The sequence below is a fragment of the Ramlibacter agri genome (assembly GCF_012927085.1).
GTDB classification, from domain to species: domain Bacteria; phylum Pseudomonadota; class Gammaproteobacteria; order Burkholderiales; family Burkholderiaceae_C; genus Ramlibacter; species Ramlibacter agri.
In genome coordinates, this window is sequence record NZ_JABBFX010000001.1 from 3,257,500 (window position 1) to 3,270,003 (window position 12,504).

The window sequence follows — 12,504 nt, forward strand, 5'->3', positions numbered from 1 at the left end:
AGATGGCATGGCCCTGGTGCAGCAGGACGAGACGCGGGAGCGGGAGCGGCGGCCCTTCGTGGTGGACGCGCCGCCCGTGCGGGCGGCAAGCGGCCGCCCGGCCTGGCTCTACACCGCGGCCCTCCATCCGGCGGACGAACCGCAAAGGCTCGCGGAGCTGCGTGGCTTCGGCATCCTCGACACCGAGGCCGACGAGGACTACGACCGGCTGGTGCAACTGGCCGCCGTGCTGTGCGGCGCGCCGATGGCGGCGCTGACGCTCGTCGATGCGGACCGCCAGTGGTACAAGTCGCGCATCGGGTTGCCGGTGCCGCAGGTCGCGCGCGAGAAGTCCTTCTGCGGCCACGCGATCCTCGAGCCCGAGCGGCTGCTGGAGATCCCGGACGTGGCGCGCCTGGGTTGGGCTGACCCGCAGCCCTGGGGACCGCAGGGTCCGCTGCTGCGTTTTTATGCCGGCGTGCCGCTGCGCACGCGTGACGGCAGCGCCATCGGCACGCTGTGCGTGATGGACCAGGTGCCGCGCCGCCTGACCGAATCGCAGAAGGACGCGCTGCACAAGCTGGCGAAGGCGGTTGCCAGCCAGCTCTCGCTGCGCCGGCAGCTGCGCATCGCCACCGAGACCGACCGCCTGACGGGCCTGCCGAACTGGTTCCACTTCGAGGCCGAGTTCGACCACACGCGGCCGGCGCACGGCATCGTCTGCTTCGTGCGGCTGAAGACCATCAACCAGATCAATTCGGCGCATGGCTTCCGCGTCGCCGACTCGCTGATCAAGCAGACCGCGGAGCGCCTGCGCGGCTTCGAGGCGCAGGGTGCCTTCATCGGGCGCATCAAGCGCGGGCTGTTCATCCTGTTCTTCCCGGATGTTTCGGCGGCGGACTTCGCGCGCGAGCGCGGCCCCGAGCTGGCGGCGCGCCTGAACGCGCCCTACGAGGTGAACCAGCTGTCGCTGGTGTGCCCGGTGAACCTGGGCTTCGCGTCCTTCCCGGACGACGGCCGGACGCTGGACGAAGTGGTGAACGCGGCCGACACCGCGCTGCAGACGGCGATCGAGCGCGAGCAGGCCATGGCCTTCTTCGACCGCTCGGTGGACACGGTGCAGGGCACCCACTTCCGGCTGGAGCCGCAGCTGCGGCGCGCGCTCGCGAACGACGAGTTCGTCAACTACTACCAGCCGAAGGTGGAGGTCGCGACCGGCCGCATCGTCGGCGTCGAAGCGCTGGTGCGCTGGATGGATCCGCACCGCGGCCTGGTGCCGCCGGGCGAGTTCGTGCCGGCGCTGGAGACCACGGGCTTGATCGGCGACGTCGCGCAGAAGATCATGGAGCGGGCGGTGGCCGACTGGCGCAGCTGGCGCGACGCCGGCCTGCCGGCACCGCGCATCGCCGTCAACGTGGCGGCCGCGCAGCTGCGCAATGACGACTTCGTCCCGGCCCTGCTGCGCGCGCTGGAGGCCGTGCGCGGCGATCCCGCGGCGCTGGGGCTGGAGGTGACGGAAAGCATCCTGATCTCCAACATGGAGCGCGCCATCGAGGTGCTGCAGCAGGTGCGTTCGCTGGGCGTGCCGGTGGCGATCGACGATTTCGGCACCGGCTATTCCTCGCTGGCCTACATCGTGACCTTGCCGATCGACGAACTGAAGATCGACCGCGCCTTCATCAAGAAGATCACGGCCGACGCGGCCTACGAAGGCATCGTGCGCACCTGCGTGTCGCTGGCGCGCGGGCTGAACCTGAAGGTGGTCGCCGAAGGCGTGGAAACCGAAGCCCAGGCCGCCGCGCTGCGCGCACTGGGCTGCGACCAGGCGCAGGGGTTCTTCTACAGCCCGCCGGTTCCGGCGGACCAACTGGTGCGGATGTTGAAGTCCGGGCCGCTCGGGTTGTCATCCCGGGCTTGACCCGGGATCCATGCGGCGATGGATTGCGGGTCAAGCCCGCAATGACAAAGTGCAGCTCAAGGCTTCGCGACCTTCTTCGACAGCAGGTCCCTGGCTACCGCATCCACCGTGCTCGCCGCCCATGGGTCGTCCACCACGGTGTCCGGCGTCACGCCGGCACCCTGGATCTTGTGCCCGTTCGGGGACTGCCAGTAGGCCGACGTGTACTTGATGGCCCCGATGCTCAGGGGCGTGATGGTCTGGATCGAGCCGCGGCCGAAAGTGGTGCGACCCACGACGTTCGCGCGCCGGTTGTCCTGCAAGGCGGTCGCCACGATCTCGGCTCCCGACGCAGTTGCGCCATCCACGAGAACTGTCACGGGCAGTTCGCGCAGCGCCACGGGCAGCGCCTCCAGCGGGTCGGCGCCGCCATGCCGCAGGTAGAACTCCTTGCTGGACTTGTAGACGAAGTTCGACGTGGCCGGCGCGCCCGTCATGCGGGCCACGGTGACATCGCGCGGCAGGAAGATCGATGCGATTCCGACTGCGACGTCCAGCAGGCCGCCGGGTGAAGCGCGCAGGTCGAGGATGACGGCCCGAAAGGGCTGCCGGTTCCAGGCGTCGAGCAGCGCGGTGCTGGCTTCCTGCAGCGTGCGTTCGCGGAACTGCGGAATCCGCAGGAGCGCCACGCCGGAGGGCAGCACCGTGAGCGCCGGTCCCGGCGGCGCATAAGGTTTGCGTTCGATCGTGAACTCCAGCACCTTGAGTTCGCGCTCGCGGAAAACCGTCAAGGTGAGCTTGCTGCCGGCCGCGCCGGAGAGCTGCCGCACGATCATGTGCAGGTCCAGGCCCTTGACGCGCGCCCCATCGATGGCATGCAACTGGTCGCCGAACTGCACTCCGGCTTCGGCGGCCGGTCCGTTCTCCAGGGGCGTGAGCAGGAACTGCCCGTCCCTGAGGCGCACTTCCAGCCCGGACGCGCCGGTCCGCTCAGGCGGACGCTTGAATTCGTCGAATTCCTGCTGGTCGAAATATTCGCCCGACTCGGGGTCGGCGCCCTTCAGCATGCCCTTCACGGCGGAGACGACCAGCGCCTTGTCGTCGGGACGATAGACCAGCGAGTCCTGCAGCACCTGGTATGCGGCAGCAAGCACCTGCAATTGATCGAGTGGCAGTGGCTTGCGGCTGGTTTGCGAAAAGACGCTGGTGGCGGCAAGCGCGAGCAGCGCGCCGGCGGCGGCGCGCCCCATTTGAAAGTGCATATCCCCTCCGTTCGTGTCGAGGGGATTGTCGCCGCAAGGATCCCGGGTCCAGCCCGGGATGGCCAGGTCAGACGATCTTGACCAGCTCGAAGAGAACAGTCGGCGGCAGTTCCGCCGTCAACTGCTCCCGCCCCACCTTCGGCGTCTCGAAGCGGTCGAAGCCGCTCAGGTGGAAGGACGGCAGCTCGCGCGTGATCTCCACCAGCGGGCAGCGCTCTTCGCCCCCGAGCACGTCGCGGCGGAAGGCGGCGATCTCGTCGTTGGGGATGTCCCAGGCGGTCACCAGCACGTTCGGGCGGCTGTCGGCGATCACCGTTCGGGCCTGCACGGCGCCGCTGGCCGCGACCGCGTCGATGCCCATCTTGCGCAGCGCATCGACGGCCTCGTTGCGCAAGCGCTCGTCCCGCGCCAGCACCAGCACCCAGGTGTCGCGCAGCGGCGCGGCCTGGTTGCCGGAGTCGGTCAGCTCGAGGCAGGCCATGCCCTCGGTGTTCAGGAAGGTCTTGGGGAAGTCGATCGCCAGCACCGCCACGCCGTCCTCGCGCGTGCGCGTCACCTCCAGGCCCGCGGACAGCGCGATCTGCCGCAGCAGCATCCAGTGCAGGCCGTCGTTCAAGCGGCGGCCCCGCGGCCGCACCGTCCAGCCCGCGCCGTTGGGATGCGCCTGCGCGGCCGGCGGCGGCGTCTTCACGCGCACCTTCAGCTGCGCCGGGCCGGGCCATTCCGCGGGCACCAGGGCCAGCGTCATCTCCTTGCTGAAGGACAGCGACCAGTCCAGGATCGCGTTCAGCAGGCTGATCGCCACCGGCGGGTCCAGCAGCACGTCCACCGCCTGCAGTTCCGAATGCACCGCCGCGCCGGCTGCCACGACTTCCGCGTCGCGCTCCTCCAGCACGTGCCGCACCAGCGCTGCCAGGTCCACGCGCTCGCGCGCCTGCCGGATGCGGCCGCCGGCCAGCCGCGTGATCTGCTGCGCGCGCAGGCTGGTGGCGCGCAGCTGGTGCATCGCATCGCTCAAGGCCTTGGCTTCGCTGCGGCGCAGCCGCCCCGCGCCCACCAGGTAGTTCAGTGCCCGCAGCATCAGGTTGCTGCTTTCCACAGCCTGCTCGGACAACGCCGCCACCAGGTTGGGCCATTGCTGGGCCATCGACCAGGGCGCGTTCGGATCCACCGGCGCATGGCTGCCGGAGCCGTCGGACCAGCGGCGGCCTGGGTTCGCCGGCGCGGATGGCGCTGCCGCGGGCACTTCGGCCTGCGGGCGCACCGGGTGCGCCGGTTCGGCCAGCGAGAGGACGGGCAGGTCAAGGGTCTGGGTCATGGTGATTCTCCGGTGGGCTGCGTGCCGAGTACGCTGCACTGGTGGGCGCAGTAGTCCACCAGCGCGTCGATTTCGGTCGACTTGTCGAACACCGCGTCCACGCCCAGCTGGGCGCAGCGCTTGCGGACGCTGGCGTTCACGTAGTTGCTGAAGATGATGAGCTTCTGCCCGGACCGCGCGCGCTGCACCCGCTGCACCAGCCGGATGCCGCTGCCGCCCTTGAGGAACAGGTCGATGATCATCAGGTCCCAGTCGAGCGCATGCTGCGCCAGCCAGGCCAACGCGTCTTCCTCGGTGGCGCTGCCGCCGACGACCTTGACGCAGGTCAGTTCCTCCAGCGCGCCCACCAGGTTCTCCTGGATGTCCGCGTTGTCCTCGACGACAAAGACTGCGAGTTGCACGGGAGCTCAGTTCGTTAATGTTGGTTTCGAGGTGTGAACGCATTCTGGTGCGCGCCACGGTTGACCCACTCGGAGCCGCACGCGTTTGCGTGTAGGAGCCAGCCTACCGCTTTCCCCGACGGGCTGTGCGCACAATGCGCAGGACACATGGATCCAGCGATTTCGAACAACGCGAGCGACTTGTTGCAACTGGTCGAGCGCAGCGCCTTCATCGGTTTCTGGCGGCTGGACGCGCGGCAGGGCCAGCTGCACTGGTCCGAGCAGCTCGCGCGCATGCATGGCGCGCCGCCGGGCTACACCCCCACCTTCGAGAATTCGCTGGACCACTACGCGCGCGAACACCGCGCCGAGCTGGAAGCCGCCGTGCGGCGCTGCGAGCAGGACGGCACGCCCTTCGACGTCGAGGTGCAGATCGACTCGATCGAAGGCCGCCGTACTTGGGTGCGCTGCGTGGGCCAGGCCTGGCGTGACGGCAACGGCGCCATCGCCGGCGTCGAAGGCCTGGTGCAGGAGATCGCGCCGGCCGGCTATGAGGCCGGCACGCTGATGCGGCACACGGTGAGCATGGGCGGCGCGCTGGGCAGCGGCGAAGCCTTTGCCACCATCGACCGGCAGGGCCGCATCAGCTACGCCAACGAGCAGGCCGAGCAGCTGCTGGGCCTGGACAACGAAAGCCTGCTGGGGCGCAAGATCTGGAGCTTCTTCCAGAAGCGCGTGCGCATGCAGGTGGAGGAGCACTTCCGCGTGGCGCTGGAGCAGCGCCGGACGATCGAGCTGGAGGAACTGGACGCGCAGGTGAGCCACTGGCTGGAAGTGCGCGGCTTTCCCTTCGGCGCCGGCATGGCGCTGCACTTGCGCGACGTCACTTCGCGCCGCGAGGAGCAGCGCCACCTGCGCTTGCTGGAAGGCAGCATCGCGCGCTTGAACGACATCGTGATCATCACCGAGGCCGCGCCTTTCCGCGCGCCGGGCCCGCGCATCGTGTTCGTCAACGACGCCTTCGAGCGCCGCACCGGCTACACGCGCGAGGAGGTCGTCGGCCACTCGCCACGCTTCCTGCAGGGGCCCGAGACGCAGCGGGCACAGCTCGATCGCATCCGCGCGGCGCTGGAGCAGTGGGAACGGGTGCGCGTGGACATCATCAACTACACCAAGTCCGGCGAGCCCTACTGGGTCGACCTCGACGTGTCGCCGGTGTGGGACGAACTGCGCCGCCTCACGCACTGGGTGGCGGTGGGCCGCGACATCACCGAGCGCAAGACGGCCGAAGAGAAGATCCAGTACCTGGCCTTCTACGACCCGCTCACGCAGCTGCCCAATCGCCAGAACCTGCTGGACCGCCTGAACCAGGCGGTGGGCGAGGGCGGCGGCACGGCGCACGAAGGCGCGCTGATGTTCATCGACCTGGACAACTTCAAGGTGCTGAACGACACGCTGGGCCACCAGAAGGGCGACCTGCTGCTGCAGCAGGTGGCGCGCCGCCTGCGCAACTGCGTGGCCAAGGGCGACCTGGTGGCGCGCCTGGGCGGCGACGAATTCGTGGTGCTGCTGGAGAACACGGCGGACAAGCCGCTGGAGCCGCTGACCGCGGCGCAGGCCGTCAGCCAGCGCATCCTGGAAGCGCTGGGCGAGCCCTATGTGCTGCCAGGCTACCTGCACCACAGCACCTGCAGCATCGGCGTGACCTTGTTCGGCAAGCTCCCTTCGAGCGTGAGCGAACTGTTGAAGCAGGCTGACCTGGCCATGTACCAGGCCAAGGCGGGGGGCCGCAACGCGGTGCGCTTCTTCGACCCCGAGATGCAGGCCGTGGCCAGCGCCAACGCGGCGCTGGCGGCCGACCTGCGCCAGGCCTGGCGCGAGAACCAGCTGCGCATCGAATACCAGCCGCAGGTGGACGCCGGTGGCCGCATGGTGGGCGTGGAGGCGCTACTGCGCTGGGAACACCCCACGCGCGGCACCGTGCAGCCGGCCGACTTCATCCCCACCGCCGAAGAGACATCGCTGATCATCCCCATCGGCCACTGGGTGCTGGAGGCAGCCTGCGCGCAGCTGGCGGCCTGGGCCGAGCGGCCGGACCGCCGGCACCTGTGCATCTCGGTGAACGTGAGCGTGCGCCAGTTCCGCCACCCCGAGTTCGTGAGCGAGGTGACGGCGGCGGTGCGCAAGGCCGGCGTCCCGCCCGGCCGCCTGAAGATGGAGCTGACCGAAAGCCTGCTGGCCGACGGCCTGGACGTGACGGTGGCCAAGATGCGCAACCTGAAGGACATGGGCGTGGGCCTGTCGGTGGACGACTTCGGCATCGGCTATTCCTCGCTGTCCTACCTGAAGCGGCTGCCGCTGGACGAACTGAAGATCGACCGCGAATTCGTCAAGGACATCCTCACCGACAGCAACGACGCCGCCATCGCCACCACCATCATCGGCCTGGGCCGCAGCCTGGGGCTGGAAGTGATCGCCGAAGGGGTGGAGACCGAGGAGCAGCGGGACTTTCTGGCGTCGCGCGGCTGCCACCGCTTCCAGGGCTTCCTGTACTGCCGGCCGCTGCGGCTGGCGCAGCTGGAGGCGTTTATCGATGCTTCGTCCGCTGCAGTCGCGGGAGAAGCTCCGCGCTCCGGCGCCGCCGTGTCTTAGCTTGCTTCGTTGGAACTTGTGTCGCGTGGGTGCGGCAAAGGGCTGAGGCGAAGGAAAGAGTCGGAGCTGGTGCGAACGCTATAGTGCAAGTAGCGGGGCTGCTCGCGGAGGCAACACACCACGACGCGTTGGCGGGCAGCCACGAGAACATGCGTGCGCTGCGCGACGCTGGAATCCCTGCCTTGGTGGCTGACGGCCAGATGCGCAAGCGCGACGAACGCTTGACCAGCCAGCAGAGGCATCGCGACAAACCCGACCCACTGCACGACAAGACCAAGGTGCAGGAGAAGAAGATTCGCCTGTTCCGGCCCGGTGACTTCATCGTGGACAACCAGAACAACTGCTGCATCTGCCCGGCGGGCCAGAAGCTTTACAGCAGCGGCAGCCGCTGCAGCATCAACGGGCGCTTGGCGCACAGGTACAAGGGAACCAAGGCGGGCTGCGGGCAGTGCACGATGCGCGCCCAGTGCCTGCGACATCCGGGGCGCACGCCAATCCGGCAGGTCGCGATCTTCGCCAGTGGCCCCGGCAGCGGCCACGCGGCCACGGAGCTGATGATGCGCGCGATCGACTCGGCTCGGGGCCGGGCGATCTACAGCCAACGTATTGCCACCGTGGAGCCGGTATTCGCCAACATCCGCCATACCAAACGGCTCGACCGGTTCACGCTGCGAGGCAAGGAGAAGGTCGGCACGCAGTGGCGGCTGTATTGCCTGGTGCACAACATCGAGAAGCTGGCGCGCAACGGATCAGGGGCAAACGGGCGCTGAAAGGTGCTCGAAATGCCATCAGGGCTTGCCGCAGCGTCGCGAGATGCCAGAATGCTTCCAGAAATCAGAAGCGAGCTGAAAGACGGAGGAGAGGCGATGCAGGGCACCCAGACCAGGCACCGAGGCCACCAGTGCGGTGGAAATCGGCTTTTTGCACAGCCTCGTTAGAGCCTGGAGCCATTGTGCGAATCGAACCGCTGCTTCTTTCCTTGCTCGCGGTGAGCAGTCTCCCGTGCTGGGGAGGTCAGGTCTCGCTGTGTACTGCGCAGGAGGAGTCGATCTTTTGGTGTAATTCACGAGCCAAGAGATACGAGCTCTGCGCCTCCGCAGACCTGAGCCCCACCACCGGGTACATGCAATATCGAGCCGGTGCGAACGGGAAGGTGCAGTTTGTTGTACCTCCAGATCGGCGTGGACCGGCAGGCGTGTTCAAGCTCGAGCTGCTAGCGAGGGGGACGGTTCTTTCGTTTGAGAACGGCAAGTATCTGTACGAGATCTACCAACCGATAGATGACCGCGCATCAATCGTGGTGACACCTCCCGGGAAATCGGCTGCCCCAGCCGTACTTTGCGAAGCAGATTCGGACACTCTGGATCTGACATCCACGATGCGGCGGTTCGAAGCGTTAGGCATATACAAGTGAGTTCCCCCGAGCAGCGCTCTAACTTGGCAGTCGACACGAACGTCCTATCGGCGGGCTTTCGCCAGCCTACTGTCCGCCGCTCACTTCTACGTTAAACGCGCCAGGCGTCGTGGAGACTGTTCGGACCAAAGAACCGCAGTTGCACGCGAAAGGTGTTGCATGAAGGAAGAGATGGCATGGGCCTTCATCGCCCTGCTAAAACTGGGCGTCATCTGGGTCCTGATCGGAGTCGCGGCCATCGTCGCCTGCTTCGCGGTGAAGCGCTGGTCGTTGCGGGTCGGCTTCGTGCTGGCGGCGCTGGCGAGCGTGCCGGTCTATGTGGTGATGCAGGGGTTGGTGGCGCGCAAGCAGGAGGCGGACCACTGGGCGGCCCGCCGTGCCGTGGCGGCGAAGGAGTCCGAAGCCTGGGCCAGGATCTGCCAGCTTCCGCCGGAGCTGAAAGTGCACGCCACGGTACCGAGTGCCGAAGCCGTGGACGTGCGCATCCGCCAGCCCAACGACATGTACAACCTGGATCCGCACATGCCGGCGGGCAGCAAAAAGAGCGTCTGCTGGCTGGAGCCCGAGGCAACACGCTGCACCAAGGCCCACATCGCCAACGTGCAGACTGAGTGGGTGAGCACCGCGTCCTGGTGCCAACCGGACGCCGCGGCTTACAAGCGCGACGACTGCCACGTCATGTGGAACATTTCGATGGCCGACCAGAAGCGCGAACGCATCCAGAAGGTCACGGCGGCTTACATCCTGGACGTTCACAGGCCCGAGCGCTTGTCCCCGCTGATTGAGCGCTTCCGCGTGACCGTGCTGGATGAGAAGACCAACACGCTGCTGGCCGAGGCCGTGATCCACCAGAAGTCCTGGCTGGGCGACATTCAGCGCCCGCCCGGCACGGAGAACGAGGCGCGGCATTGCCCAGACCGCGACGAGGCGATCGGGAAGATGCTGGAAGGGGTGTTTCCGGGCGCGGCGCGCTAGGTTGCCTACACCGGCACCATCTTCAACGGTGTCGTGACCACGGCGCGCGGCAGGCGCAGGATGATGACCGCGCCGTTGCGCGCGATCTCCACGCCTTCCTCCGCGGCCAGCGCCTGCACTTCCAGCCAGGACAGCGGCGCGTCGCCGGAGTCGTGCAGCTGCGTGAACACGCCTTCGGGTTGCGGCTGGTACTCCACCTGCAGCACGGCCTGCGCCGACGCATGCTCGGTGCGCACCACCACCTCGCCAGGCGCGGGGGCCGCGTCGACCAGCGCGAAGATGGCGCCGGGCAGCAGGAAGCGCAGCGCGAAGCGCGACACCTCGAAGTCGCCGTCGGCCAGTTCGGAACGCAGGTCGAAGCCGCGGAAGTTGAGGCTGGTGGACAGCAGCCGCACGCTTTCGGCAACGCCGTCACGCAGGGCCACCGCATCGTCCTCCGCCGGCTGCATCCAGGTGGAGACGTCGACGCAAGTGGCGACGGCCTGACGCGACAGCCGGTTCAGCTTGGAGACGATGCCCTGCAGGTCGTCGGGGTTGACGGAGCCGCGCTCCAGGCGCGCGCTCAGCGCCTCGGCCATCATGCCCAGCGACTGCAGCGGAACCACCATGTCGTGGCGCAGCGGCGGCGCCAGCCGCCGCAGGATGTCGTGGCGGGCCGCGCGGGCCAGGCTGCGCTGCCGCGGGGCCAGGGCGTCCGGGACGGCGGTCGGCGCGGCGGCGGGGGTGGCGACGGGGTCTTCGAGGGCCAACACTGGTTACTTCAAAGTTCAGGTTCCGTGCGAGTCTGTGGCGCGGCCCTGGGCCCTTTTGTCAGGCCCGCCCGGGCGGGGGTGTAGGACCACGTCGGCGGCCGGCAGCGGCGCCCTGGCAACGGGCCAGCCCGGCCGGCCTACAATTTGCGCCAAATGGGTGCCAGCATTTCCGACGACGTCGCGGCCGCGCGCCTGGCCGGCCTGCTCGATTCCGCGATGGACGCGATCATCAGCACCGATGACTCGCAGCGCATCGTGCTGTACAACCGTGCCGCCGAGAAGCTGTTTGGCTGGCCCGCGGCGCATGTGCGCGGGCAGCCGCTGGACATGCTGCTGCCGCTGCGCTTCCGCGGCATGCACGACCCCCAGGTGCGGCGCTTCGGCGCGACCGGCGTCACCTCGCGCCGCATGGGCGGCAACACGGTGCTGTACGCCTTGCGCGCCAATGGCGAGGAATTCCCCATCGACGCCTCGATCTCGCAGCTGGACACGCCCGACGGCAAGCTCTACACGGTGATCGTGCGCGACGTCACCGAGCGCGTGCGGGCGCAGTCCGAGCTGGCGGCCTTCGCCGCCGAATCGGCCGGCGTGCGCGAGCAGGAGAAGTCGCGCATCGCCCGCGAGCTGCACGACGAACTGGCGCAGTCGCTGACCGCGCTGAAGATGGACGCCATCTGGCTGCGCGACCGCCTGGCGGGCCAGGCCGACGCGCAGGCCAAGCTCGCCGACATGCTGGCCATGCTGGATGCCAGCGTGGCCGCCACCCGCCGCATCGCCGCCGACCTGCGGCCGCTGGTGCTGGACGACCTGGGCCTGGTGCCGGCCATCGAGTGGCTGGTGCAGAGCTTCACGCAGCGCACCGGCGTGCCCTGCCGGCTCGATGCCGACGAGGACATCGAGCTGGACGAGCCTTATGCGACCGGCGTGTTCCGCATCCTGCAGGAGTCGCTGGCCAACGTCGCCAAGCACGCGCAGGCCAGTGAAGTGAAGCTGCGGGTGGCGCGCGAAGGCGACGCGCTGGTGCTGGAAGTGCAGGACAACGGCGTCGGCTTCCGGCCCACGGACCCGCGGCCGCCGCAGTCGCTGGGCCTGGTGGGCCTGCGCGAGCGCGCGCAGCTGATGCAGGGTGAACTGCGGGTCACCAGCGCGCCGGGGCAGGGCACTCGGGTCAGCGCGCGGATTCCGGTGGGGAGTCACTGGGCATGATCAGGATTGTTCTGGCCGACGACCACGCCATCGTCCGCGAAGGCTTGAAGCGCATCGTCGGCGATGCCAAGGACTTCACCGTCGCCGGCGAGGCGGCGGACGGCAACCAGGTGATGCAGATCGTGCGCGAGCTCGATTTCGACGTGCTGGTGCTGGACCTGTCGATGCCGGGGCGCAGCGGCATGGAGCTGATCAAGCTGGTGAAGGCGGAGAAGCCGAAGATCCGGATCCTGGTGCTGAGCATGCACCAGGAGATGCAGTACGCGGTGCGCGCGATCAAGTCGGGCGCCAGCGGCTACCTCACCAAGGAAAGCGCGCCGGCGCAGCTGGAACAGGCCATCCGCAAGATCGCTGGCGGCGGCGCCTACATCAGCGCGGAAGTGGCGGAGCAGTTGGCGCTGGGCGCGATGCCGGGCGCTGCGCAGGGCTTGCCGCACGAGACCCTGTCGGACCGCGAATTCGAGGTGTTCCGCCTGCTGGTAAGCGGCGCCGCGGTGTCGGACATCGCGGCCAAGCTGAACCTGTCGGTGAAGACGGTCAGCACGCACAAGTCCAACCTGATGCAGAAGCTGGGCCTGCAGAACCAGACGGAGCTGGTGCGCTACGCGTTGAAACACGGGCTGGCGGATCCGCTGGGGTAACCCCCTTCGTCATTCCCGCCTGCGCGGG

Annotated in this window: 10 protein-coding genes; 6 read left to right on the plus strand and 4 right to left on the minus strand. The window is 68.3% G+C overall.

Going from position 1 to position 12,504, the window contains the following annotated elements; all coding sequences use genetic code 11:
- The first annotated feature begins 7 nt into the window (after nucleotides 1–7).
- On the plus strand, nucleotides 8–1,897 hold the full coding sequence (locus tag HHL11_RS15875; protein WP_169419316.1) for a putative bifunctional diguanylate cyclase/phosphodiesterase: 1,890 nt from the start codon (nucleotides 8–10) through the stop codon (nucleotides 1,895–1,897).
- Nucleotides 1,898–1,953: 56 nt separating this feature from the next.
- Here the strand turns inward: HHL11_RS15875 and HHL11_RS15880 are convergent, their stop codons facing one another.
- From HHL11_RS15880 to HHL11_RS15890, 3 genes are all read right to left on the minus strand, one after another.
- Nucleotides 1,954–3,126 (minus strand): S41 family peptidase, encoded by a 1,173-nt coding sequence (locus tag HHL11_RS15880; RefSeq protein WP_240980091.1) that lies wholly within the window; start codon nucleotides 3,124–3,126, stop codon nucleotides 1,954–1,956.
- Between the two features lie 79 nt (nucleotides 3,127–3,205).
- A complete protein-coding gene (locus tag HHL11_RS15885) occupies nucleotides 3,206–4,456 on the minus strand; it encodes a hypothetical protein (protein WP_169419318.1) in 1,251 nt (416 codons plus the stop codon).
- A complete protein-coding gene (locus HHL11_RS15890) occupies nucleotides 4,453–4,857 on the minus strand; it encodes a response regulator (protein ID WP_169419319.1) in 405 nt (134 codons plus the stop codon). The genes HHL11_RS15885 and HHL11_RS15890 overlap by 4 nt, the downstream gene beginning before the upstream one ends.
- Nucleotides 4,858–5,004: 147 nt before the next feature.
- On the opposite strand from HHL11_RS15890, the gene HHL11_RS15895 reads away from it, so the two are divergent.
- The 3 genes from HHL11_RS15895 to HHL11_RS15905 all read left to right on the plus strand — a co-directional run bounded on the left by HHL11_RS15895 (nucleotide 5,005) and on the right by HHL11_RS15905 (nucleotide 9,877).
- Nucleotides 5,005–7,488: a sensor domain-containing protein gene (locus HHL11_RS15895; RefSeq protein ID WP_169419320.1), complete on the plus strand. Its 2,484-nt coding sequence runs from the start codon at nucleotides 5,005–5,007 to the stop codon at nucleotides 7,486–7,488.
- 149 nt (nucleotides 7,489–7,637) lie between these two features.
- A complete protein-coding gene (locus HHL11_RS15900; RefSeq protein WP_169419321.1) occupies nucleotides 7,638–8,258 on the plus strand; it encodes a transposase in 621 nt (206 codons plus the stop codon).
- 803 nt (nucleotides 8,259–9,061) lie between these two features.
- Nucleotides 9,062–9,877 (plus strand): hypothetical protein, encoded by an 816-nt coding sequence (locus tag HHL11_RS15905; protein ID WP_169419322.1) that lies wholly within the window; start codon nucleotides 9,062–9,064, stop codon nucleotides 9,875–9,877.
- Nucleotides 9,878–9,882: 5 nt separating this feature from the next.
- On the opposite strand, the gene HHL11_RS15910 is transcribed toward HHL11_RS15905, so the two are convergent.
- Nucleotides 9,883–10,629 carry a hypothetical protein gene (locus HHL11_RS15910; protein WP_169419323.1) on the minus strand — a complete coding sequence of 249 codons (747 nt, stop codon included), beginning with the start codon at nucleotides 10,627–10,629 and terminating at the stop codon, nucleotides 9,883–9,885.
- A gap of 153 nt (nucleotides 10,630–10,782) precedes the next feature.
- On the opposite strand from HHL11_RS15910, the gene HHL11_RS15915 reads away from it, so the two are divergent.
- Both HHL11_RS15915 and HHL11_RS15920 read left to right on the plus strand, forming a co-directional pair.
- Nucleotides 10,783–11,835 carry a PAS domain-containing sensor histidine kinase gene (locus HHL11_RS15915; RefSeq protein WP_169419324.1) on the plus strand — a complete coding sequence of 351 codons (1,053 nt, stop codon included), beginning with the start codon at nucleotides 10,783–10,785 and terminating at the stop codon, nucleotides 11,833–11,835.
- Nucleotides 11,832–12,476 (plus strand): response regulator, encoded by a 645-nt coding sequence (locus HHL11_RS15920; protein WP_169419325.1) that lies wholly within the window; start codon nucleotides 11,832–11,834, stop codon nucleotides 12,474–12,476. Before HHL11_RS15915 ends, HHL11_RS15920 begins: the two co-directional genes overlap by 4 nt.
- Nucleotides 12,477–12,504: the final 28 nt, after the last annotated feature.